Raw genomic sequence first — 24,502 nt, forward strand, 5'->3', positions numbered from 1 at the left:
ATGAAATTTGTGGCCTTTGTGGCCAATTTAAGCCTCAATGAAAACCCCCATTTCTATCCAAGTGTTTGGACTTTTTAACGCCCCCGCAAAAGGTTGTTTGTGAGAAAACCTTATTTTTGCACGCAAACATTGATTTGTCATGAGATACTTCCGCTTATTAATACCTTTTTTGATGATTTCAATTTTTGCTTCATGCGGGAAAACAGCGGATGAATGCACCCTTTCGGATAAAATTCTGAATGTGCCGCTTGATTTTCAGGTAGAAAGGCTGGAAAAACAGTTTTTCAACATCCAAAACAGGCAAGAGTTATCCACATTTCTGGACCAGCATCCCGACTTCACATATGAATTTCTGCAGGAGGAGGCCTATTCAAATAGGGAAGAGCTGGAAGAAGAATTGATGTTTATCATTGAGGATACCCTCATGCAGGAGCTAAATAGCGAGGTGTTAAAACATTTTGAGGACTTTGACCAAATCGAGCAGGATCTGGAAAATGCCTTTAAATACATAAAGTATTATTACCCCGATTTTCAGGCCCCCAAGGTCTACACATTTGTCAGCGGGTTCAGTGCGGATTTTTACTTAGGCGATGACATCATCGTTATTGGTCTGGATTATTTTCTGCCGGCCGACCACCAGTTTCAGCCAGATGAGCTTCCCCAATACATCAGCAATAGATACCAAAAGGATTACTTGGTTCCTACCTTGATTACCGCGATGTCTGCCAGATACAACAAGACCAATATGCGTGACAACACCTTGCTGGCGGAGATGATTTTTTATGGCAAAAGCTACCATTTCACCAAAGCCATTATGCCCTGCACGCCTGACTCCCTTATCCTGGGTTATTCACAGGACCAGATTGTGGCCAGCTATGCCAATGAAGGGTTGATTTGGAGCCATTTTATTGAAAACGAGTTGTTGTTTGAAACCAACCCTTTCGAAATCCGAAAATATACAGGTGAAGCCCCTGCTACAGATGAAATCAGCCCGGATGCTCCTGGAAGGATTGGCCGATGGGTGGGCTGGAACATCGTCGATGATTATGTGGATAAGAATAACGTGAGCCTACCTGAATTGATGGAGGAAAGCCGGTCGGAGCACATTTTTAGGCAGTCTGGATATAAACCCCGTCGTTAACCTTCAGCGGGTGCTTGGCGGGATTGATGATATTCAACACTCGTTTTACCGCAATTGTCGAGGAAAAATTATTCTCGGCCAACGCCCTGGCATTTCTTCTGGCATTAGCCATGGCTTGCTTATCCTCAATAAAGCTTTCCAAAAGGCTCCAGGACTTTTCAGGCTCCAAGGCATCAAAAAGCACCCCTAGTTTATGGTTGTGGATAAGTTCCTCCACCCATCCCTCATGATTGACAATAATCGGCTTACCCATGGCTAACGCATCAAAAAACTTGTTTGGGCTGTTGGTTTTCAGCACAGGATGGTGGGCAAAACTTATAAACATCACATCGCTTCTTTCCATCAAATCCCTTACCGCCTCTTTGTTGCCAAATGGTAAAAAGGTCAGGTTCCTCAATCCCTTTTCTTCGGCCAAGCGGTGAATTCTAGGCAGGTCGGCGCCTGCACCCATGATTTTGAAATGCCAGTTTTTCTGATGATACTGGGCCTGCACGGCCAAGTTTACCAATTCATGAAGCGCATTCACTCGCCCAATAGCCCCCGCATAACTAATTGTCAAAGGCCTAAGAGATTTGATGTTGCTCTGTTCATAGGGTTCAAAAAATTCAGTATCGGCAAAATTGGGTACTAAAAATACTCTGGTATCGGGTGAGCTTTTTTCTATGTGATGCTTTATGCCCGGCGAAAGGGCGACCACTTTCAGCGCATGTCTATAAATCCCCTTTTCCAGCTTGTACAAAAACTTTATCAACAGGGGATTTCTGACCACCCCCATCTGTATGGGTGCCTCCGGCCATAGATCCCTCACTTCAAATATATAAGGAAGTGCATATTTCATTTTGGCCCACACACCGATCAGTCCCGTGGTAAGTGGGGTAGAGGTGATGTACATCAGGTCCGGCCGCGGCAATTTCTTGATAAGTGCTTTGGCTTTCCGCATAAATCGGACAAATGCCCGCACCCTTCTTCCAAAGCCATAATGGTTATAGTAAAACACGGGAAGATAATGAACCCTTATCCCATCGATAATTTTGAGGTCATAATAATCCTTATTGTGGGCCGTAATCATATCCACCTCTATACCGTCCTCCACCATGCCCTTGGCTAGGTAATAAGACCGCACAGCACCCCCTTCTTGGGGGGTGACAAAATATTGATGGATGTAAATGACTCTCATAATCCCCGATGCTTAACCCAACTGGCCAATATATATAGATTGAATAATTGTAGAAATCCTGATTTCACAAAAAGGGCTGGATTTTCAGCTATTTTTCTCATTTCCGTAGGCATAAGACTGCCGTGGGTCCTGTGAAAATCCTCAATTTCTTGAAAAACAGTTGCCCTGAAAACCCCCTCTTCCGACAACCATTCCTTCAATGGCAAGCCAAAACCATGTTTTTTACGGCCGGCCACCCTTTGAAGACCATATTTTATCAACAATTGTTTTATCCACAATTTCGGTTCCAGTCCCAGGTGAAGCTCCCCGCTCAAGGATCTGCTTAGGTTCAAAATGCCCTTATCAAGATAGGGGGCCCTGCCTTCAATGCCGTGGGCCATGGTGGCGTTGTCATGAACCTTTAGAATATCATTAACCAAATAATAGCCTCTATCCCATTCTAAAGCATTTTTGTAAGGCTCTTTGTAGTCATTGGGATAGTACTTTCTAAACTGATTTTGGTGTTCAGGTGGAATGTTTTGAAGGGAAGAAAAATTCATGTAGGTAGCCATCGGATCAGAATCAATGGATGCGGCAAACTTTTTCATATACCGTGATCCAAGCCCCAGTTTATTGACAAATGAGGCCAAATTATGGTAAAAACCTGGTTGCTTTATATATTTTCGGAAGGCCTTATGTCGGTTGTAACCGCTAAAGAGTTCGTCCGCTCCTGCACCACTTATCAACACCTTAACCTGATTTTGGGCCTCCTTGCCAATCATCCAGGTCAAAAAGCCAGCACTATCCCCAATAGGCTGATCCAAACTTGCTATATATGCCGGCCAATTATCCAGGAGCGATTGCTGGGTTATCAACACCTCATGATGCCCGCAATGCATGGCAGTGGCCACTTCTCTGGCAAACTGGGCGTCTGGATAGAGATTTTGGTATTTCTTTTCAAAAACAGCCGTGTAGGTATGCAGTGGTGTACCGGTCTCTCTATGCCAGGTTTTTAGCAGCAAACTGCTATCCGCCCCGCCGCTTAGGATCACCCCCACTGGAACTTCGGCATGAAAATGCTTCAAGACAGCATCAAGTAGCAGGTTTTCAAATTCCTCCAGATTGGGCAATTTTTCGGTCTGCACGAGACCCTGCTCCAGACTGATATCTGAAACAATTTCTCCCTCAAAATTCAACTCAAGAAGTTTCCCAGGACGCAGCTGCTTGACATCTTTATATAGACTATTCTCCGGAAATGGATGTCTTGAATAAAAATAGGGCAACAATTGCTCGGTATCCAATTGGGCATTTATTAACTCTGATGCCATTATACCCACGGTTTCCGATGAAAATGCCCATTGGTTTTGTTTATGAAAATAATAGAGCGGCTTTTTCCCCGTGACATCCCGGGCTACTAGGATGGATTTTTTGGACTTATCCACAAAAACAAAAGAAAACATACCTTCCAGCTTGAGGGCTCCTTCGGCACCAAAAAGTTTCAGCCACTGGATCAGCACCTCAGAATCAGACTGGGTAGAAAAGCTAACCCCATGATCCAGCAGCTCATTTCTCAAATCCTGGTAATTATATAGGGCGCCATTCCACACCAGAATGCCATTCCCGTCGGAAGTGATGATGGGCTGATTGGCCAAATCACCCAAGTCCAAAATCTTGAGCCGGTTCCCGGCCACAAAAAGGTGAATATCCACCCCCACCCAGTCGGAATGATCAGGTCCCCTATGCTGGGTTGCTTCCATCATGGCTCGAATTTTCTGTTGGCCATCATTGCCCGGATTGACCAAGAAGTTGATGCCGCACATTTACTTCTTCGATTTAGGGATAAGATCGGCTTCCAGCTGCATGTTTTTTTGGTTTTTTTCGAAATACCTACAGAAATGGGTGATGGTGCATTCTTGACATTTGGGCTTTCGGGCCAAGCAAATATATCGACCATGCAGGATCAGCCAGTGATGGGCCACATGTATATGCTCTTTGGGAATGTGCTTGATCAGATGTTTTTCAACTTCCAAGGGTGTTTTCGCATTCTGAGGTACCAATCCCAATCGCTTTGAAACCCGGAAAACGTGCGTATCCACAGCCATATTGGGCTGATTCCATACTACGCTGGTGATCACATTGGCGGTTTTCCGGCCTACTCCGGGCAATTTGACCAATTCGTTGACCGTGGAAGGAATCTCGCTGTTGAAATCCTCCACGAGCATTTTGCCCAAACCCAGGAGGTGCTTGGTTTTGTTGTTGGGGTAGGATACCGATTTGATATAGGGGAATAGCTCATCAAAATTGGAGGCAGCCAGGTGCTCGGGGGTAGGAAAGTCCCTGAAAATGGCCGGAGTCACCATGTTGATCCGCTTGTCGGTGCACTGTGCACTCAGCACCACGGCAATCAGCAACTGAAAGGGTGTCTCAAACTCCAGTTCCGTCTCTGCCTCGGGCATATGCTGGGAAAAATGATCGATGAAAGCTTGGTAGCGTTGTTTTTTAAGCATTTTATTTACGGGGGTTTGTGAGTACAAAGTACTAGGTACCAAGTACAAGGTACCTCTAGGACGACTGTTTTGTTCTGCCCTTGAGACCATGTTTTGTCAGTTGGCCTTTTGAGGGACTGAGTATGCCCCTCCCGGCCTTTCATCTCGCTTCGCTCCACATAAGGCTGGGGTCTAAGTATACTACATGTCACGTCCTAATTTTACTTCACACTTTTTCTCTGTGTTCTTTAAGGCTCTGTGGTTTTTTTTTACTTCGTATTTCGTACTTCCTTTCTACTTCACAAAAAAACCACTCCAGCATTACGCTAGAGTGGCTAATATAATATCTTATTTTAAAATCAGACGTTTTCTTTGGTCAGACACTTTCTTTTGATGGCGTCCACTACTTTTTCTGAGGGCTCCATAAAAACTTGGTCGAGCTGATCAATGGCGCTTCTGAGTTCAATGTACTGTTCCATTAGGGCTTCATTGGCATGAAGTGCCTGGGTCAGTTGATCACTCTCGGTTTCACTCAACTCTTGGTAAATGTAACTTACCAGATCATTTGGGGTAAAAGATTTTGTCATAGGCAAAATTTATCTGTTTCATCTTCTTCCGCATGTTGATCAATGCATAGCGCATGCGGCCAAGAGCAGTATTAATGCTTACCCCTGTCTGCTCAGCTATCTCCTGGAAGCTCAGATCCATGTAATGCCTCATAATCAGCACCTGTTTCTGCGTTTCCGGCAGTTCGTCAACAAGTTGCCTTACCAATTTGTGGGTTTCATCCTTTACCTGGAGGTCTTCCACAGACTCATCAGCAAACTTCAGCGTATTAAATAGATTGGAACCGTCCTCCATGACTATGGATGGGTACCTTTTCATCTTTCTAAAATAATCAATAGCCAAGTTGTGAGCTATCCTCATCAACCATGGTTGGAATTTCCCTTCCTCGTTATAACGATCGGAATTTAATGTCTGTACTACCTTGACAAATACGTCCTGTAGTAAATCCTCTGCCACACCCTGATCCTTTACGATCATGTAAATAGTCGTAAATACCCTGGATTTATACTTATCTACCAACAACTCAAAAGCAACTTCGCTACCATTTCTATACTGTGCGATAAGTTCACTGTCCTTAGGCCCTAACCTTTTACTCATAAATTCTAACTTTTAAAATAACGTAGAGGTTTATCCCATATTGTGATTTTATGTTTGAAACAAATATCTAAGAATCCAAATGTATATATTAGAAAAATACAACGCAATCAAATATCCAATTTTTTTCTATCCAAATAAATGATAAAATAATTTATCACAAAATTATCGTCGGAATATCCTAAACCTACAAAATTATCTAAATCGCCAGATTTTTGACAAAACCTTTTAAAGTCACAAACCCAGTGCCACCAAACTCAAAAAAATGCAATTCAAAAGAGCTTTCTTTTAGTTGATAGATAAATTTACCAATTAACTAGTTGAAAATCAATAGTGAGGAACTATTTGTACTATAAAATTATATTTTGCATTTAACGAATTTTAACATTATGAATATACTAAGAAAAATTGCCTTTCTTCAAGAATAGGCTTTTCAACAAAATTACCATTTGCCGTGTTTGGTAGGTATATTTGTAATTATGGACAAAAGCATGCAACACCACCACGGAGCTTTGGAAGAGCTTGACCCCCGTTCCTACATTATCATCAAAAACGCCAAAGTCAACAACCTGAAGAGTTTGAGTGTCGCCATCCCCCGCAACAAGCTGGTAGTGGTGACCGGTCTATCTGGCTCAGGCAAGTCCTCTTTGGCTTTCGATACGCTTTTTGCCGAAGGTCAAAGGATGTATGTGGAAAGCTTGAGCTCCTACGCCCGGCAGTTCCTAGGCCGCATGGAAAAACCCGAGGTGGAATACATTAAAGGTGTATCTCCCGCCATTGCCATCCAGCAAAAAGTAAATACCCGAAACCCCAGATCCACTGTAGGAACCACCACGGAGATATACGATTACCTCAAACTCCTCTACAGCCGAATTGGGCGGACCATTTCACCCATTTCCGGGGAAGAGGTAAAGCATAACACAGTCACCGATGTGGTTGATTATATCCACAGCTTCGATGAGGGCGACAAAGTGATGATCAGCTGTCCTCTTCAGATCGCAACGGACCGGACAGTTAAAAAAGAATTGGAAATCCTGCTCCAAAAAGGCTTCAGCCGGATCCTTATCAACGGTGAGGCTTTCTATGTCGAAGACCTTCTTGAAAACAATGATTTTCCCAAAGGGGATTACGAAATCCTTATCGACCGGGTGACCGTTCAGCATGATGATGAGGATAACCAATTTAGGATTTCCGACAGTGTGCAGACGGCATTTTATGAGGGCCATGGAGAATGTAATGTGGTGATTCCCGGAAAAGACCAAAAATCCTTTAACGACAGGTTTGAGCTTGACGGGATGACGTTTGAGCATCCATCCGTCAACTTTTTCAGCTTCAACAACCCTTACGGCGCCTGTAAAACCTGTGAGGGATTTGGTTCAGTTTTGGGCATCAATGAGGACTTGGTGATTCCGGATAAAAGCCTTTCGGTGTACGAAGGCGCCATAGCACCCTGGCGAGGGGAAAGCTCCAAGAAATGGGCGGAACCCTTGATTAAAAATGGGATCAACTTTGATTTCCCCATTCACAGGGCCTATGAAGACCTGGATGAGGAACACAAACAGCTCCTCTGGACTGGAAATAAATATTTTCAGGGGTTGAATGACTTCTTTGACCACCTGCAAAGCAAGACCCATAAGATCCAATACAGGGTGATGCTTTCCCGATTTAGGGGAAGAACCACCTGCCCGGATTGTAAGGGCACGAGATTGAGAAAGGATGCTTCCTATGTAAAAATCGACAACCACAGCATCATAGACGTGGTACTCATGCCAACCGAAAAGGCCTACGAGCACTTTCTCAACCTAAAATTGACCCCACAGGAAGAAAAGGTGGCCAACCGTCTGTTGAAGGAAATCATCAACAGGCTCGAATATATAAACAAGGTAGGATTGGTGTACCTGACACTTAATCGGCTTACCTCCACGCTTTCCGGTGGAGAATATCAGCGTATCAAATTGGCTACCTCTCTGGGTAGTGCCTTGGTGGGTTCCATGTACATCTTGGATGAGCCAAGCATAGGACTTCACCCCAGGGATACGGACCGCCTCATTACGGTTCTGGAAAGTTTGCGGGATATGGGAAATACGGTGATCGTGGTAGAGCATGAGGAAAAGATCATGAAAGCCGCTGATGAAATCATCGATATAGGCCCAGATGCCGGTACTCACGGCGGGGAACTTGTTTTCCAGGGTGACCTTCAATCTCTCTTGACCAAAGGGAACACCTACACGGCCAAATACCTGAAAGGAGAGGAAACGATTGCCTTTAATAAGTCAACCCGCCCTTGGAAAAACAAATTTACCATCAAGGGAGCAAGGGAAAACAACCTGAAAAACCTGACGGTAAGCTTTCCCTTGGGAGTACTTACGGTAGTTACCGGGGTCAGCGGATCAGGAAAATCCACCTTGATCAAAAAAGTGCTTTACCCTGCTATTGGCAAAATTCTGGGTACGGTAAATGAGGAAACGGGAAAATTTGACAAACTGGAAGGGGAATACAAAAAAATCACACAGATTGAATTTGTGGATCAAAATCCCATAGGAAAATCTTCACGCTCAAATCCTGTGACTTACGTGAAGGCCTATGATGCCATCCGTAACCTCTATGCAGACCAGCCTACCGCCAAGCAGCGTGGGTACAAACCGGCATTTTTCAGCTTCAATGTGGATGGTGGGCGCTGTGAAGCCTGCCAGGGGGAAGGAACCCAAAAGATAGAGATGCAGTTTATGGCCGACATCTACCTGACTTGCGAATCCTGTAAAGGCAAAAGATTCAAGAATGAAATCCTCGATGTCAAATTCAAGGATAAGGATATTTCCGAAGTGCTGGATTTGACCATAGAGGAGGCAATGGATTTCTTCAAAGACAAGCAGGCCATTATTGGAAAGCTTGAGCCACTATGGGAAGTGGGACTCGGGTACATCGGCTTGGGCCAGTCCTCCAACACGTTGAGTGGAGGAGAGGCACAACGGGTAAAATTGGCTTCCTATTTGGGGAAGAATACTTCCAAGATGGATGAGCATATTTTGTTCATTTTTGATGAGCCCACCACTGGACTACATTTTCACGACATCAAAAAACTGCTCCATTCCATCAATGCCCTCATTGACCAGGGGCATTCGGTAATCATAATTGAGCATAATACGGAAGTGATCAAATCAGCAGACTGGGTGATTGACCTTGGCCCTGAGGGGGGTGAAAAAGGAGGCTTTGTCACATTTGAAGGTACTCCTGAGGAACTTTTGCAAGAAAAAGAAAACTATACAGGTAAATACCTGAGTGAATCATCCATGAACCAATAGGAATTTTTTAGAAACATATGAGACGATTATTATTCACTATGGCCATCATATGGGGGGCTCTCCATTTCCAATCCTGTCATACCCGAGTGGCTGTGGAGAATCCAGAGCCGGGAAATTGGCTGATGATAGACACACCTGTGGAGGCCTCTTTACGAGGGCTTTCCCCCGTGACCGAGCATATCGTGTGGGCCAGCGGGGCCAATGGAACTTGGCTGCGAACTACAGATGGGGGCAAAAGCTGGAAACACGGAGTGATTGACGGTATGGATACGGTTGATTTTCGGGATATTGAAGCCTTTAGCGCCAGCACGGCTATTGTCGTATCAGCCGGGCAGCCAGCGGTGATTTACCGAACCACCGACGGGGGGGATAATTGGCAGAAAGTCTATCAGGGAAGGGAAGAGGATTTCTTGAACGGCATGGCCTTCAAAGATGATAAAATAGGCTATGCTTATGGCGATCCCATAAATGGCAAGTGGACCATCATCAAAACTATAGATGGAGGAGAAACATGGATACGTTCAGAAAATCCTCCCAAGGCCGTGGATGGGGAAGCCGGTTTTGCGGCAAGTGGGTCAATTATGGTGGTAGACCAGGATAATCTTTATTTAGCCAGCGGAGGAAAAGAGAGCAACATCTATTATTCCCACAATAGGGGCGATAAATGGGCTGTTACTAGCACGCCTATGGTGCAGGGTGAGGCCTCACAAGGAATTTTCAGCTTAACTATTATTGACAACAGCAATATTATAGCAGTGGGTGGTGATTTTCAGGATCCATCCAACCATTCAGCCAACGTAGTGCTATCTCACGACAACGGGTTGACTTGGGAACCGAATAAAGGAAATACCCCTTCTGGCTACCGATCAGGAGTGGCCTACTATCCCCGTTTGCATTGGGTGATAGCAGTAGGTCCTACGGGTACGGATTTCAGCGCCAACGGGGGCGAAAGCTGGGAAAATCTGGGAACAGAGGGTTTTCACACCGTAAAAAGGTCCAAATCCAACGGCTCCATCTGGGCCTCCGGAGCGGATGGCAAGATAGCGACGTTGGAAATATTGTAAGATGTAGGATGTTGGATGACCGATGTCGGATGTTGGATGTCGGATGTAAAAATTTCCGTCTCCTGTCTTCGGTCTCCCGACTTCTTTACTTTTCGCTTGCCTTAATCAATCCTTTTCTCCTCAAAATAGTCTCCATAAACTTCTTCTCGTTTTCGGTGTTGAAAATGCGGAAGGGGAGGTGAAGGAATTGGGCTTTGGACATGATGAGCACATAAGCATCTTTATCCACATAGGCCTGTTTGATCATGTCCCAGTTGATGGGCATACCCTGCTTGGGATTGACTTTCATCAACACCTGGCGGCTGTCAATCTCATAGGCCAGCTTTTCGAACATAACTTTATTTTGCTCCATTTGCGTCACACCCGCAAACTGGATAACCCAAAACAATAAATATAGCACATAGGCTAATATCGCCATACTTATCCACCACCATGAAGCTATCCAAAAATACCCCGAAGCAATAGCCAAAGCGATCAGGATCACCCACCACTGTTCCTTGAAGACATTTCTAAGCCCCAATTTGATATAAGTACCAGTTTCTAATTTATATTTTTTGGTTTTGATAATCATGGCGATAAAATTTGACGCAAATATCTAACGATATCGGCTATAAACCAAATTATCTCCCAATTGCTGGGATATTTTAGTCAAATCGCAACAAAGGCAAAGTGCTTATGGTTAGGTTTTTGAGGATTAAAACTTATTCGCGTAGAAATAAAATAACTTTTAACCATGAGCAGCTTATTTATCGATTTGGTTTTGTGTGCGCTTGCCTATGTGGTGTTGATCTATTTTGTAGCAACCATGACAAAAGCTCGCTTCAATAACCGCAACAACGACGCAGATGATGGAGATGGAGGCGTAGAAGATATGACCCCGCCAAAAATTGATTTACCTCCAGGGGTAATCTGGCCCAAAGACGCCCCAAAACGGAAAAAAACCACCCCTATGGTTTGATATTCATGTATGTCCTGCCTCTACCGAGTCAGGCTAGTTTCGGTGTCACGTCTTCGATCTTCCGTCTTCGGTCTTCCGTCTTCCGTCTCTTAACTACATTTATCACATACCCCCTGTACAAGCAAGTTCATCTCTTTGCCAATATAGCCTTTGGGTAAGCTAATGGCCGGAAGGGTGAGCTCTTCTATACAATTGGTTTTTCCACATTTTTCGCATTTGAAATGCACGTGGTCGTGACTATGATTATGGTGAACGCTGCTGTCATGATGCTCGTGCATACATAAAGCGTATTTGGTAGCACCACTGTCATCGAGGACTTTATGGACCATGTCATTTTCCAGGAAAGTCTTCAGAGTCCTATAGATGGTCACCCGGTCAAAGTTTTCCTTCAGCTCTTCCTCAAGATCGGCATGGGAAAGGGCTTCCTGACGCTTAAGAAATGTTTTCAACACATCTCTTCTGCAACTGGTAACTCTCAGTTTGTTTTCTTTTAGAATATCTGAAGTTTTCAAAGTCATGTCCTGTGATTTGCTGTCCTACCTGATCAACGGTAATGCAGTAAAAATAATTCTAATGTATGACTTTAAAAAGAAAGGTGGAAAAATATGAGATAACTCCTCAATTGCAACTTTCTCTAAAAACTCTTTGCATCCTTTCCGATTTTCTCCGCCCCTTTGCGAGAAATATAAAAAAATTGGGGAGCCAAGGACTCCCCAATTAATTAGGCTTTCGGGTTTAAAATATCATTTATCCTTTCCAAGGTATCCTCCAAGTGGAGCTTAGACACCCTGTCGGAAGTTCTTGGAATGGCCGCTTTTACCTGTCTTTGCAGCGTTTTCAGCTCTCCTCTTACTATCGGACGAATATCAGACTGCGAAGCGTTGATCTGCGGGCCTACAAACCTTCTGAAGTTAGCAGGAACATTCGGCTCATCTTTGGTCATCAACTCCTGCAACCTTTCCAGGTGAGCTCTCTGAAGCGCTCTTTTATAAACGTCGATCTGGGCGCCATTGCTAAGCTCTGTCCAGATTCCGCCTCTCAAATCATCAAACAGTTCCACCATGTTATAGGCATTGCTACCGTTGATGGCTTCATTTTCAATTACACGTCCTAACCTGCCATGATCCAAAATGCTGTTTAGGGTACCTACCTGAATACTTCTGATCTTTTCCAAAGCACCAAAATCGGCGGTCCTGGCAGTGATCTCATTATCGATCAACCAAGAAGGAGTATTGAACAATTCCTTATTCAGGAATTTCACAGCTTCTTTTTGGGTAGCTTTATCAGTGTGGGTATAAACGCCTTCACCGTCACCGGTAGACCTGTAGCGCTCATATACACCGCCTACATTGGTTTTAACATGGCCCATGTAGCGGTTAAACTGACCGATTACCTGACCGTACATTTCATTTAGATCTGAATAATCTTTGAAAGGCTTATCTTCTTCGAAAGTCCATTCGATCAAATTAGGCATAATCCGCTTAAGGTTTTTGATCCCATAATCGGAGGCCAACATGGCATTATCACCCAAATCCTCACTTTGGGCACTTGGATCATATGAATTGCCTTGACGGCCATATCTGTATAGTGGGTCACCGTTTTTAGAAGTTATCCACTCGTTCAGGATCGGCTGCTCGTCCTCAGGAGTTTCAGCTTCCAAAATTGGTCTGTAACCCCAAGAGATGGCATATTTATCATAAACCCCCACATCAGGGAAAAGGCTCACGCCCTTGTCTTCTGGCTGTGCTACGTAATTGAATCTGGCGTAATCCATGATGGATGGGGCCGTTCCATACTTTTGGGTAAACTCAGCAGAACGCAGAGAATCCACAGGAATAGCATTGGAAGAGGCAAAGTTGTGTGGAAGACCTAATGTATGCCCAACTTCGTGAGCGGACACAAATCGGATCAATCTACCCATCACATCATCCTTGAATTTCACATTTCTGGCATCAGGATTTACCGCAGCGGTTTGGATAAAATACCAGTTTCTCAACAAATTCATCACATTGTGATACCATCCGATATCAGATTCCAGAATCTCTCCAGAACGTGGATCGGATACGTGGGGACCATAAGCATTCTGAATATCAGAAGCAAAATAGCGGATCACGGAATAACGCGCATCCTCTGGGCTCCATCCTGGATCTTCTTCTGGGGTAGGGGCATCTTTGGCCTGTATGGCATTTTTAAAACCTGCAGCCTCAAAAGCCCTGTTCCAATCCTCCACACCTTGTTTTAGATAAGGTCTCCATTTATCCGGTGTAGCTGGATCAATGTAGTAAACAATAGGCTTCTTTGGCTCTACCAATTCGCCTGCCTTGAACTTCTCGATGTCCTCATCCTTCACCTCAAGTCTCCAACGATCCAAATAGGTTCTTCTCGTAGCCTTTTGCTCATCCAAACCATAATCAGTCACAGATGTATTGAACCAACCTACTCTGCGGTCGGCCAGACGCTGCTTCATAGGCTCTTTAGGAAGCAAAAGCATGGAGCTGTTCATTTCCACCGTGATAGAACCAGTGCTTGCATTGGATGGCGGGTTGTTCGCCAAATAGGTCATGATATACCTACTTTCGATGTTGATCGGGTAAGTGTGGATATGCTCGATGTAAGAGCGGTCATTATCCAGACGGGTTACTTTATAGCTTTCTCTTCTGTTTTTTGGCAAACCAAGAGCCTGTACATCCTTGCTGAAAAGATCTGTGGCCTCGATCACCACGCCATCACCGTCTTCAGATTTGGCTTTGATGTCAAAAGAATGGATGATTGGCTCCAAGTTGGAGTTCTTTACAGCTTGGTAAATTGGCAATGAGTCTGCGGCTGTGTTGCGATAGCTGACCATTTTCAGGTTGATGCGGTTGCCGTTTCCACGGTCCCATCTGACCATTTGGGTGTTGGTGCGCTCCCCGCCATAGCCTATACCTTCGGCTGTTTTGGCGATGGTGGTCACGATCAGCATTTCTCTGCCGATCAGGGAGTCGGCAATTTCATAGAAATACTTGCCGTCAATTTCATGTACTTTGAAAAGGCCATCTTTTGTATTGGCCTTGGCAGTGATGACTTCGCTATAAGGTTTGATGCCGTTTTTGCTTGCGGCTGGCTTGGCCTGCTGGGCTGCTGGGGCCTCTGCCTCTTTTTTCTTCTTGCGCTGCGCTTGCACATCTTCGGTAGCGAAGACTGCACCCACCAGCAAGGAGCCGAGGATTACATGTTTTAAGTTTTGGGATGAAAACATCTTATTATTTATTGGGTTGATAATTTCGTTGTAGGGCACAAAATATGATTTTAATTAAAAACCCTATCCATACAGTTTGTCATTTTTGATAAACGGTTTGTCAAACTCTTAAAAGGTCTGCATGGCTCAAAAACAGAAGATTGTAATCATCGGGGGTGGGCTGGCAGGCCTAACGGCCGCACATATGCTGGCCCGCCAAGGCCATAAAACCACCCTGGTTGAAAAGCAATCCTATCCTTTCCACCGAGTATGCGGCGAGTATATCTCCAATGAAGTCAGGCCTTTCCTCCAAAAACACGACCTGTTTCCCAGCCATCTTGAGCCAAGTGAAATCACCCGCTTTATGCTCACCTCCCCAAGCGGCGGCAAAATAGAAATGCCCTTGGACCTGGGCGGGTTTGGCCTGAGTAGGTATGTCTTTGACCAGTTTCTCTTTGAGAAATGTACCCAGGCAGGCGTAGAATTCCTTCTGAATACCGAGGTTTTGGAAACCGCTTATGTGCCAAATGAAAACTCTTATTCCATATTCCTAAAGAATGGACAGGAACTACAGGCGGATCAGGTCATAGGGGCCTTCGGCAAAAGATCCCGCATGGACAAGTCGCTCAAGCGGCCCTTTATGGAAAACCGCAGCCCCTTCATCGGCATCAAATACCATATGAAAACCGACTTCCCCCACGATACTGTTGCCCTCCACAATTACAACGGCGGATATCTTGGGATCAACAAAATTGAAAATGGCGCTTATAATGTATGCTATTTGGGCAATAAAAAACAGCTGAGGGAGACAGGCTCTATAGAAGAAATGGAGAAAAAGTACCTGTATGAAAATCCTTTTATAAAGGAGCTTTTCCACAACAGCGAACAGCTTTTGGAGAGGCCCGTAGTGATCAATGAAGTTGATTTTTCCCAAAAGGCACCAGTGGTGGACCATATCCTGATGGCTGGGGATGCGGCAGGCCTTATTACCCCGCTTTGTGGAAATGGGATGGCCATCGCCATTCACTCCGGCAAATTAGCCGCCGAGGCAATTATCCACAATAAGGAGAGGTCTGCTATTGAAAACTGGTACAGCCACCACTGGTCTCTGCGGTTTAAGCGGAGATTGTGGATAGGCCGCAAGGTGCAAAAATTGTTTGGTTCTGCTTTTTCAGCAAGCCTTGCTGTCGGGATATTGAAAACCTTTCCCTCTGTGGGCCACTCCATCATGAAAAGGACCCACGGAGCCCCCTTTCACTAGGGGATCAAATTACCTGCAAAACTTGCGTCCTTTCCAGAAAGTAATAGGCAAAAAAGACATTCAGTCCCAAAGCCGAAAGCCGGATCATCCACATGGCCCAGGGGTAAGTGGCATATTTCTCCGCATTTTGCCTCACAAAATAGAACCAGGTGTAGAAAAACAATATGGCGGGAGCCACGCCGGCAAGAAAGGCCCAAACTGCCCATATTTGCGATTGGCCCAGAAAATAATAAATAAACCCGGCCCCGGCTATCAAAAACCAGATGGAGGAAAATACGAATGTGCCTGTGTAACCGAGGTATAAACTCATGGTGCGGTCACCCCTCCGCCCATCTTCCTCATGTTGATAAACCTGAGTTAGGGGATAATTTCCCAAAATCATCAAGCTGGTCAGCAGCCCCGGAATCAGTACATGGGGCTTTTCAAAGACATTCCACCCAAAACCGTTGAGCCCAGCATAGGCCATGGCAAATGTGAACAATCCCTGAAAAAACCCAGCCGTAATCCAGCCGATAAAGGGGTATTTTTTTAACCGGATGGCAGGATGGCTGTAGGCCATTGAAACTAAGGCATACAAAAGCACCATGCCGGCAAAGGCTAAGTTTATCCACACGCCCAAAACAAGTGCAGTAAACAAAAAGATAAATGAAAGGTAAAGCAGCCCAGGGGTTACTTTTGGTGGATGCTTGATACCGGCAATACTCAGCTCATCCTTGTCAAAAAAGCTGTTGTAGGCATTGCTGGACGGGTAAAGAAAAAGATGCAAGGCTAAAAAGACTATTAATAACCTAAAGCCGTCCAAATTGGGGGAATGGGCTAAGGCAAACAGAAAAACAGGCAACAGATAAAAGGAAAATGATATTCTTAAAAGCTTCCAGTTGGATAGTTTAAACATATAAGCTTATGCCAAAGTTAAGTGGGGGCTGTTAGTAGTATTTTTCTGTAATCAATATAGGCATTTAAATCAAATTAATGAATAACTCCATTATTTCTATCGGTACGGCAAACCCCGGGGCGGCCATCCAACAAAAATCCATTGGCGAATTTATGAAGATGGCCCACTCCTTGGGACCTTTGGACGCCCGAAAGCTGCAGTTTGTCTATAGCCAGTCCGGCATTGATAACAGATACAGTGTGCTGAAGGACTTTGAAAAAAACGACTTTAAAGATTTTCGTTTTTTCCCCCAATCTGAAAACCTAGAACCCTTTCCCTCCACCCGTGACCGGATGCGGGTATTTCAGCAAGAGGCTCCTTCCCTTGCCATTAAGGCTATCAGCAATTGCCTTTCCAATTCAGAGGTAAAAGCTGAAGAGGTCACCCACCTTATCCTGGTAAGCTGCACGGGCATGTATGCACCGGGACTGGAATTGGAAATTATGGGAAAAATGGGGTTTAAGGACACCGTCGAGCGGTATTGCATCCATTTTATGGGTTGCTATGCGGCATTTACCGCTATCAAGATGGCCGATAGAATCTGCACCAGCGATCCGGAAGCCAAAGTGGTGCTGGCTTGCGTGGAACTCTGCACCATACATTTTCAAAAAGATTACAACGAGGATAACTTATTGGCCAATGCCCTTTTTGGTGACGGGGCAGCAGCGGCCTTGGTGGCCAATTCCAAACAGGGCATAGGCATCAAGGATTACCAAAGCAACTTGGTAAGAGAAGGTGAAGGGGATATGGCTTGGCATATCGGGGATTTCGGCTTTGAAATGAAACTGAGTAAATATATCCCTGGCCTTTTGGAGAAGGGAATAGAGGCTTTGGGGAAAAAATTGGAGGAAAAATTTAAGTTATCCACAATTAAGAACTTTGCTATACACCCAGGAGGCAAGATGATCCTCAAAAAAGTCGAGGAGAGCTTTGGAATCGATTCAGAGCAGAATTGCTTTGCCCATCAGGTGCTTAGGGATTTTGGAAACATGTCCTCGGCTACCATTCTATTTGTTTTGGAAAAGATATTGAAGCAAGATGGCAATCCCGGAGAAATCCTGGCCATGGGATTTGGACCAGGCTTGACGCTAGAAACACTTTTATTGGATAAGCAATGAGCAAGTTTAAGAAGCGGAGTTTTGAAAGGGAGCAGATGGATGACCTCAATTGTGGTGGTCAGGAACTTGTCCAGACGCTTAAAGAGCTTAAAACCATCAATCACCTTCTAGGTGGAAACCAGGTCTCTACCGATGGTCTGGAGCAGCTTATCGGAAGTTATCCACAGCCTCATTACCAGATCGCCGACATTGGTTGCGGACAAGGGGACATGATCAAAGTGATGGCGCGCTGGGCGGAGAAAAACCGGATCCATGTCACTTTTCATGCCATTGATGCCAATCCCAACATAATTGCGTTGGCAAAAAAAAACCTGGAGGAGTATCCCAATGTGGAGTTTCACGTGGCCGATGTATTTGATACCAACCTTCTCGACCGACCGCTGGATATCATTACATGCACATTATTCACCCACCATTTTACAGACACTGAATTGATCACCATGCTCAAGAATTTCAAGGCAAATACCCAACTGGGTTTTGTGATCAACGACCTCCACAGACACCCCTTGGCTTACTATAGTATAAAACTGCTCACAAAACTGTTTTCCAAATCCCCCATGGTCAAAAATGACGGGCCCATATCGGTATTGAGGAGCTTCAAAGAAAAAGAGCTGGAGGAAATCTTAAACCTTTCAGGATGGGAAAGATACAGTATTAAATGGAACTGGGCATTTCGCTGGCAGGTTCTGGGTCTGCATTAAGCAAAACCTTCCGATTCCTTTAATTATCTGCCTAATCTTTTTAATTTTGGGCTTCCTTCATCAACAATAAACTTATGGACTTAGATATTGCAACGATTGAACATTTCACCAGAAGGGCTATAGATGCCGCCTGGATTGTCGTTCCGAGCATCATTTTAGCTTTAATATATTATTTTATTGGTATGTATATCATCCGGTTTTTGGTCAAAACCGTCAATAATATCTTTACCAAATATGAAATAGAGGTTTCTCTGGCCATATTCTTAAGCAGCTTCATTCGTGTCATTCTTTATGTGGTGCTGATATTGGCCGTTGCATCGACCCTGGGCTTCCCGATTACTTCCTTTATCGCCATTTTGGGTGCCGCGGGTTTGGCAGTCGGTCTGGCCTTGCAGGGCTCCCTGTCCAATTTTGCCGGAGGGGTGTTGATCTTGATCTTCAAGCCTTTCAAAGTTGGCCACACCATTGAAGCGCAAGGGACTTTGGGCAGTGTGGAAAGAATCGATATCCTTTACACAACGGTGCGCAATTTTGATAACCGAGTAGTCATCATCCCTAATGGGGGATTGGCCAATTCCAGCATCATTAACCTCTCCATGAAGCCTACCCGTAGGGTGGAGTTAAGTTTGGGAGTGGCTTATGGCACAGACCTCAAAAAGACCAGGGAGATAATCCTCGACGTGCTCAAAAAGGATGAAAGGGTATTGGAAGACCCCGCCCCGGTGGTTTACTTCACCAATTTCGGCGACAGCTCTCTGGATCTTTCCGTCAGATGCTGGGCCAATGCCGCAGACCTTTGGCCGGTATATTGGGACAATATGGAAGCCATCAAGGAAGCTTTTGAAGCCAATGATATAGAAGTACCGTTCCCACAGCGAGATGTCAACCACTATTTCCCCGAAGGAAAACCGGAACTTACGCTCTCTCCCGAGAAGAATTCCAATTAAACTATCAAAGGCCTGCTTATTAAGCGGGCCTTTTTCGGTTTAAAAGTTTATATTCGGTAGGAACTGAGCGCCTTCGGATGATTAATGATTAAACGTGAGATCCCCTGTATTTACTCTAATCCATTAATCAGTCCCTTCAACCTTTAAACCTTATCCTCGGAATCTTTTTCTGCCTTCCCCTTCCGTCTCCCAGAAGCACATCCAATATTTCCAGTCAAATCCGCATCATCAGGCAGGCCACCGAAACCTTCGGAGAAATCCCATTCCTCGGCAAGATCCTCCTTGGGCATATCCTGCTTTACATTTTTCTTATCCATTTTGCGCTTGTTTTTACTTTCAAACATAAAATTTGACAGATTAGTTATATTTGGCCTATGATCTTAGATTTTAACTACAAAGAGCCGGAAGTTACGCTCAAAAAAACAAGCAAAAGAATCGCTGGCTTATCCATATCAAGACTGGTCTTATTTTTTTCCATGCTTGCCATCATCATCGTGGGGCTAAGCGAAATCCGCTGGGTACTCTTTCTGTTTTTCCCCGTCAGCATCCTATTCGTCCTTTCGATCAAAAGGTTTAACAAGCTTAAAGACAGACAGGCCTTTTTGAAAGGCATCTTGGCCGTAAACGATGAAAACCATTTCCGCAAGGTCAGGGACCTTTCCAGATTTGATCAGGGGACGGAATTCATAGATAAGAAGCACCCATTTTCCAACGACCTGGACCTTTTTGGGGAGCATTCCCTTTTTCAATTGCTCAACCATACCGTGAGTGGGGAGGGAAGATACCTGCTGGCACAGGAGATGAAAGCCTATCATGCTGTGGAAAAATCACAGTTGAGGCATTCGGCCATCCAAGAGTTATCCACAAAAAAGGATTTTTTGCTTCATTTTGAGGCCTTTGGAAAAGCATTTCTGAAGGAGGAAAAAGCCAAGACAGGCTTTTATGAGTGGATCAACACCGGCAACAAATGGAAGGATATCTTTTTCCTTCCCATGGTGATTGGCCCTATCGTAGGTCTGGCCGTCCTATTGGCTACCATAGTGGGTTACATTACACCAGGGTGGTTTTCACTTTGGCTTCTAATCGGTGCGATAGTATTAAGCTGGGTTCTCCGTCCTCTAATGGCGGCCAGCAAGGTAATGCCAGATGAAGGGGACCTTAAAACTTACACTGCTTGGGCCAGACTCCTGGAAGGCATCAGTTTTCAGGATGAGATGCTCCAAACCCTGCAAAAGCCTATTTATGACGATCAGTTTAAGGCCTCCAATTCCCTGAAAAGCCTGGAGCAGCAAAGTTTCATGGTCCAAAACAGGGCTAACCTGGTGTATATGATTTTTAATTTCCTTTTCTGGACGGATTACGTGGTGCTTTGGAGATTGGAAAGGTGGAAAAAAAGAAATAAAAGCCATGTGCACTTTTGGGAAACATGTTTTAACGAATGGCAGGTACTCGTGTCCTTGGCAGCATTTACCGAGCAGGAAGGCACCCACACACCGGTGGAATGGACTTCCCAATTCAACTTAAAAGCCCAAGAAGTCAAGCACCCCCTCATTCATCCAGATAAATGTGTGGCCAATGATTTTGAACTCAAGGATGGAGAAAAAATCGTGCTGCTCACCGGGAGCAACATGTCAGGCAAAACCACCTTCATGCGTACGATTGGTATCAACTTGGTTCTTGCCGGGATGGGGCTGAGCCCATTTGCAAAGAGCTTTGCCACAGGGCCATTCCAGTTGTTTACAAGCATGCGCAATACGGATAGTTTGGGAGAAAGCGTAAGTTCATTTTATGCAGAGCTGGCAAGAATCAAAAAGCTGCTCGACCAGGCCGAAAGCGGTTTACCGATCTTTTTCCTTTTGGATGAAATCCTGAAAGGTACCAATACCACCGATCGGGTGATGGGAAGTGAAGCCCTAATCAACCAGCTTCGAAGCACCCAAAGCAAAGGTATAATCTCTACCCATGACATTGAGCTGGCGGACTTGGAAATAGCAGGTGTTCTGAATTTCAGCTTCCATTCTACCATACAGCAGGACGAAATAATATTTGATTATAAAATTAAAAAAGGTCCTTGTCCAAGCTTCAACGCCCATAAATTGATGGAATTGATGGGAATAAAATTCAATTAATCATTTTGGCACTGAACTTGTCATTTTTATAAATAAATTATCATTTAACCACATAATATTTAAAAAGATGAGTTCATTACTTTATATAATCGCATTGATTCTAGTTATCGGATGGATCTTTGGCGCCTTCGTTTACAGTGTGGGTGGCCTGATTCACATACTCTTAGTGTTGGCAGTAATTGCAGTCCTGTTCCGGATCATAGGGGGAAGCAGGGTATAGTTATAGATTGGAAAGCCGCTTCACAGCAGTTTTTTTATTACCAGTTATATAAATATTTTAATTATTTTTTGATTTATTTATGCATTTGGCGCAAATTTTGTTCAATATCAATAACTTATTTTAACCACTAAAACCATTAAACTTATGGGATCTATTCTTTATATCATCGCAGTAATCCTTGTAATAGGATGGATTTTCGGGGCATTTGTTTATAGTGCCGGCGGGCTGATACACATTCTATTAGTCTTAGCAGTAATCGCAGTACTATTTAATATCATAGGAGGTCGTAGGGTATAGCCACTCGATGGATTCCAACAAAAAGCACCGTTCATTAAAGCGGTGCTTTTTTTATGGTATTATCTGTAAAATCTGCCCAAAATATTGAAAATCAATAAAATAAAAAACAGAATTTTCTTATTTGGCGTAAAATTTGAGAATATAAAGTAAATTATTCATTCACCTAAACATTTTTATTATGGGATCTATACTTTATATCATCGCCGTAATCCTAGTGATTGGATGGATCTTCGGCGCCTTTGTTTATAGCGTTGGCGGATTGATTCACATCTTGCTAGTATTGGCAGTAATTGCTGTTTTGTTCCGAGTAATAAGTGGTGGAAGGGTGTAGCCCTTCTGGTACGAGTGCATAATTCAAGGAAGCTTAGGCTTCCTTTTTTTTGCTTCAAACCGAGCCCCAAGGGCTTAATTTCCATTTTAAATGGCAAAATTTCCCCATTGCTAATAATTGTCTTAATTTTATATCTATTTCCGCATAGCTTTTAAACCATTGAAACTGCCAGAATCTAGGTTTGATGCTAGGTTGGAGCTTTCTTCGGTCTTCGGTCTTCCGTCCTCCCAATTATAGGAAAATAGGCCACAGGCATCATTTATTATTATTTTATTCTTCAAAGAACAAAACAACAACCATCGTGCAGACCAACTATCAAAAGCAGACACTAGGTGTATTGGGTGGCGGCCAGCTGGGCAGAATGCTTATCCAATCAGCCATCAATTATAACATCGATATCCATATCCTAGATCCTGATGCAAATGCGCCCTGCAAAACCATTTGCCAGAAGTTTACCCAGGGAAAGCTTACCGACTTTGATACGGTATATAATTTCGGTAAAGAATGCGATGTGATCACCATCGAAATTGAAAGCGTCAACACGGAGGCACTGGAAAAGCTGCAGGAAGAGGGTAAAAAAGTGTTTCCCCAACCCCACATCATTAGACTAATTCAGGACAAACGTACCCAGAAGCAATTCTATCAGGAACATGATATTCCCACGGCGGAATTTGTGCTGGTAGAGGATAAAGAGGATGTGGTATCCTTCAAGGATTTTCTTCCGGCGGTAAACAAACTGGGCAAAGATGGCTACGATGGCCGTGGTGTACAGATTTTGAGAGATGAGTCTGACTTTGATAAAGCTTTTGATTCCCAAGGGCTCTTGGAAAAGCTGGTTGACTTTGAAACTGAAATCGCCGTAATCGTGTCGCGCAATGAAAGAGGGGAGCTTTTTGCCTACCCGCCGGTGGCCTGCGCGTTTCATCCCACGGCTAATCTGGTTGAGTTTCTATTTGCCCCAGCTAATATCCCAGTGGCTATTAGCGAGAGAGCAGTGGCTATCGCGCAAAATGTAATTGAAAAGCTGGATATGGTGGGCCTTTTGGCTGTGGAAATGTTTGTGACCAAAACTGGGGAGGTTTTGGTAAACGAAATCGCCCCACGACCTCACAACAGTGGGCACCATACCATTGAGGCTAATTTCACTTCCCAATTTGAGCAGCATCTGCGCTCGGTGCTAAATATGCCGCTTGGCGACACCACCTTGAGAATGCCGGCGGCAATGGTCAACCTGCTCGGTGAGGACGGGCACGAGGGTGATGCCATTATTGAGGGCCTGGATGAAGTGCTTACCCAAAAGGGCGTGTATGTCCACCTATACGGCAAGAAAATCACAAAACCTTTCCGAAAGATGGGTCACGTGACTATTTTGGAGGAAAATATTGAGGAGCTGAAAATTAAAGCTTTGAGAATTAAGAATTTGATTAAAATAAAAGCAGAAGCATGAGCAAACAAGTAGGCATCATCATGGGGAGCAAATCCGATTTGCCCATAATGTCAGAGGCCGCAAAGGCATTGGATGAATTAGGGGTAAGTTATGAATTGACCATTGTGTCAGCCCACCGCACACCCATGAGGATGGTCAATTATGCGGAAAACGCACGTAAAAGAGGTATCAAGGTGATTATCGCCGGGGCAGGCGGGGCAGCTCACCTTCCGGGAATGGTCGCTTCCCTGACATCACTTCCCGTAATCGGCGTTCCCGTAAAATCATCCAATTCCATAGATGGTTGGGACAGCATTCTTTCCATTTTGCAAATGCCAGGCGGAATACCCGTGGCCACAGTTGCCCTTGACGGAGCCAAAAACGCAGGAATCCTTGCCGCCTCCATGATTGGGGCTTTTGATGCAAGAATCGCCGAAAACCTGGACAAGTATAAGAAAGATCTTAAGGAGAAAGTCGAGGAAAGCGCACGTGAAGTAGAAATGAAAGGCTGGAGAGACCGACTCGAAGATTAAACTAGGTTTCTTACCCGTAGAGACTCAGAGGTAACAGAGAGAGTCATATTTTCTCAGCGCACTCCGGGCCTCTGCGGTTATTTTTTCACCCCATTGCAAACCACACACAAAAACCCACGA

General features: G+C 44.5%; 24 protein-coding genes. 14 read left to right on the forward strand and 10 right to left on the reverse strand.

Annotated elements, in window-relative coordinates; translation table 11 throughout:
• Positions 1-139: 139 nt before the first annotated feature.
• The gene (gene gldB, locus KIH41_RS14185; RefSeq protein ID WP_213944332.1) at positions 140-1,141 is read left to right on the forward strand and encodes a gliding motility lipoprotein GldB; all 1,002 of its coding nucleotides are present in this window, start codon (positions 140-142) and stop codon (positions 1,139-1,141) included.
• Here the strand turns inward: gldB and KIH41_RS14190 are convergent.
• The 5 genes from KIH41_RS14190 to KIH41_RS14210 form a co-directional block, all read right to left on the reverse strand.
• Positions 1,110-2,318 carry a glycosyltransferase family 4 protein gene (locus tag KIH41_RS14190; RefSeq protein ID WP_214162810.1) on the reverse strand — a complete coding sequence of 403 codons (1,209 nt, stop codon included), beginning with the start codon at positions 2,316-2,318 and terminating at the stop codon, positions 1,110-1,112. The two genes, gldB and KIH41_RS14190, sit on opposite strands and share 32 nt — an antisense overlap.
• Positions 2,315-4,117 (reverse strand): asparagine synthase (glutamine-hydrolyzing), encoded by a 1,803-nt coding sequence (asnB, locus tag KIH41_RS14195; RefSeq protein WP_214162811.1) that lies wholly within the window; start codon positions 4,115-4,117, stop codon positions 2,315-2,317. Before asnB ends, KIH41_RS14190 begins: the two co-directional genes overlap by 4 nt.
• A complete protein-coding gene (nth, locus tag KIH41_RS14200) occupies positions 4,118-4,804 on the reverse strand; it encodes an endonuclease III (RefSeq protein WP_213944329.1) in 687 nt (228 codons plus the stop codon). It abuts the gene before it with no gap.
• 338 nt (positions 4,805-5,142) lie between these two features.
• Complete coding sequence (locus KIH41_RS14205; protein WP_213944328.1) at positions 5,143-5,370, reverse strand: anti-sigma factor; 228 nt, start codon at positions 5,368-5,370, stop codon at positions 5,143-5,145.
• Positions 5,345-5,947 (reverse strand): RNA polymerase sigma factor, encoded by a 603-nt coding sequence (locus KIH41_RS14210; protein WP_143959313.1) that lies wholly within the window; start codon positions 5,945-5,947, stop codon positions 5,345-5,347. The genes KIH41_RS14205 and KIH41_RS14210 overlap by 26 nt, the downstream gene beginning before the upstream one ends.
• Before the next feature lie 476 nt (positions 5,948-6,423).
• On the opposite strand from KIH41_RS14210, the gene uvrA reads away from it, so the two are divergent.
• Together uvrA and KIH41_RS14220 are read left to right on the forward strand one after the other, a co-directional pair.
• The gene (gene uvrA, locus KIH41_RS14215; RefSeq protein ID WP_214162812.1) at positions 6,424-9,246 is read left to right on the forward strand and encodes an excinuclease ABC subunit UvrA; all 2,823 of its coding nucleotides are present in this window, start codon (positions 6,424-6,426) and stop codon (positions 9,244-9,246) included.
• A 17-nt stretch (positions 9,247-9,263) separates the two neighbouring features.
• On the forward strand, positions 9,264-10,310 hold the full coding sequence (locus KIH41_RS14220) for a WD40/YVTN/BNR-like repeat-containing protein (protein ID WP_246539146.1): 1,047 nt from the start codon (positions 9,264-9,266) through the stop codon (positions 10,308-10,310).
• An 85-nt stretch (positions 10,311-10,395) separates the two neighbouring features.
• Here KIH41_RS14220 and KIH41_RS14225 read toward each other — a convergent pair whose 3' ends face one another.
• Positions 10,396-10,881 carry a YcxB family protein gene (locus tag KIH41_RS14225; protein WP_213944325.1) on the reverse strand — a complete coding sequence of 162 codons (486 nt, stop codon included), beginning with the start codon at positions 10,879-10,881 and terminating at the stop codon, positions 10,396-10,398.
• A 162-nt stretch (positions 10,882-11,043) separates the two neighbouring features.
• On the opposite strand from KIH41_RS14225, the gene KIH41_RS14230 reads away from it, so the two are divergent.
• On the forward strand, positions 11,044-11,268 hold the full coding sequence (locus tag KIH41_RS14230) for a hypothetical protein (RefSeq protein WP_213944324.1): 225 nt from the start codon (positions 11,044-11,046) through the stop codon (positions 11,266-11,268).
• A gap of 89 nt (positions 11,269-11,357) precedes the next feature.
• Here the strand turns inward: KIH41_RS14230 and KIH41_RS14235 are convergent, their stop codons facing one another.
• Complete coding sequence (locus tag KIH41_RS14235) at positions 11,358-11,786, reverse strand: Fur family transcriptional regulator (protein WP_213944323.1); 429 nt, start codon at positions 11,784-11,786, stop codon at positions 11,358-11,360.
• Positions 11,787-11,989: 203 nt separating this feature from the next.
• Positions 11,990-14,506 carry a zinc-dependent metalloprotease gene (locus KIH41_RS14240; RefSeq protein WP_213944648.1) on the reverse strand — a complete coding sequence of 839 codons (2,517 nt, stop codon included), beginning with the start codon at positions 14,504-14,506 and terminating at the stop codon, positions 11,990-11,992.
• 121 nt (positions 14,507-14,627) lie between these two features.
• On the opposite strand from KIH41_RS14240, the gene KIH41_RS14245 reads away from it, so the two are divergent.
• On the forward strand, positions 14,628-15,746 hold the full coding sequence (locus tag KIH41_RS14245; protein ID WP_214162813.1) for an NAD(P)/FAD-dependent oxidoreductase: 1,119 nt from the start codon (positions 14,628-14,630) through the stop codon (positions 15,744-15,746).
• Positions 15,747-15,750: 4 nt separating this feature from the next.
• Here the strand turns inward: KIH41_RS14245 and KIH41_RS14250 are convergent, their stop codons facing one another.
• Positions 15,751-16,641, reverse strand: coding sequence for a UbiA family prenyltransferase (locus KIH41_RS14250; RefSeq protein WP_214162814.1), 891 nt, complete (start codon positions 16,639-16,641; stop codon positions 15,751-15,753).
• 77 nt (positions 16,642-16,718) lie between these two features.
• Between KIH41_RS14250 and KIH41_RS14255 the strand changes: the two genes are divergently transcribed.
• From KIH41_RS14255 to KIH41_RS14265, 3 genes are all read left to right on the forward strand, one after another.
• The gene (locus KIH41_RS14255; RefSeq protein WP_213944320.1) at positions 16,719-17,798 is read left to right on the forward strand and encodes a type III polyketide synthase; all 1,080 of its coding nucleotides are present in this window, start codon (positions 16,719-16,721) and stop codon (positions 17,796-17,798) included.
• Complete coding sequence (locus KIH41_RS14260; protein WP_213944319.1) at positions 17,795-18,499, forward strand: methyltransferase domain-containing protein; 705 nt, start codon at positions 17,795-17,797, stop codon at positions 18,497-18,499. The genes KIH41_RS14255 and KIH41_RS14260 overlap by 4 nt, the downstream gene beginning before the upstream one ends.
• Positions 18,500-18,573: 74 nt before the next feature.
• Complete coding sequence (locus KIH41_RS14265; RefSeq protein ID WP_213944318.1) at positions 18,574-19,446, forward strand: mechanosensitive ion channel family protein; 873 nt, start codon at positions 18,574-18,576, stop codon at positions 19,444-19,446.
• A 143-nt stretch (positions 19,447-19,589) separates the two neighbouring features.
• Here KIH41_RS14265 and KIH41_RS14270 read toward each other — a convergent pair whose 3' ends face one another.
• On the reverse strand, positions 19,590-19,763 hold the full coding sequence (locus KIH41_RS14270; RefSeq protein WP_213944317.1) for a hypothetical protein: 174 nt from the start codon (positions 19,761-19,763) through the stop codon (positions 19,590-19,592).
• A gap of 57 nt (positions 19,764-19,820) precedes the next feature.
• Here KIH41_RS14270 and KIH41_RS14275 point away from each other — a divergent pair, with 57 nt between their 5' ends.
• From KIH41_RS14275 to purE, 6 genes are all read left to right on the forward strand, one after another.
• A complete protein-coding gene (locus tag KIH41_RS14275) occupies positions 19,821-21,575 on the forward strand; it encodes a MutS-related protein (protein WP_214162815.1) in 1,755 nt (584 codons plus the stop codon).
• 67 nt (positions 21,576-21,642) lie between these two features.
• Complete coding sequence (locus tag KIH41_RS14280) at positions 21,643-21,795, forward strand: lmo0937 family membrane protein (protein ID WP_213944315.1); 153 nt, start codon at positions 21,643-21,645, stop codon at positions 21,793-21,795.
• Positions 21,796-21,939: 144 nt separating this feature from the next.
• Positions 21,940-22,092, forward strand: coding sequence for a lmo0937 family membrane protein (locus KIH41_RS14285; RefSeq protein WP_143959299.1), 153 nt, complete (start codon positions 21,940-21,942; stop codon positions 22,090-22,092).
• A 178-nt stretch (positions 22,093-22,270) separates the two neighbouring features.
• Positions 22,271-22,423: a lmo0937 family membrane protein gene (locus KIH41_RS14290; protein ID WP_143959298.1), complete on the forward strand. Its 153-nt coding sequence runs from the start codon at positions 22,271-22,273 to the stop codon at positions 22,421-22,423.
• A 301-nt stretch (positions 22,424-22,724) separates the two neighbouring features.
• Positions 22,725-23,870 (forward strand): 5-(carboxyamino)imidazole ribonucleotide synthase, encoded by a 1,146-nt coding sequence (locus KIH41_RS14295; RefSeq protein ID WP_213944314.1) that lies wholly within the window; start codon positions 22,725-22,727, stop codon positions 23,868-23,870.
• Positions 23,867-24,382 carry a 5-(carboxyamino)imidazole ribonucleotide mutase gene (gene purE, locus KIH41_RS14300; RefSeq protein WP_213944313.1) on the forward strand — a complete coding sequence of 172 codons (516 nt, stop codon included), beginning with the start codon at positions 23,867-23,869 and terminating at the stop codon, positions 24,380-24,382. Before KIH41_RS14295 ends, purE begins: the two co-directional genes overlap by 4 nt.
• The last annotated feature ends 120 nt before the right edge of the window (positions 24,383-24,502 follow it).

The sequence above is a fragment of the Litoribacter ruber genome, from assembly GCF_018500185.1.
Taxonomy (GTDB): domain Bacteria; phylum Bacteroidota; class Bacteroidia; order Cytophagales; family Cyclobacteriaceae; genus Litoribacter; species Litoribacter ruber.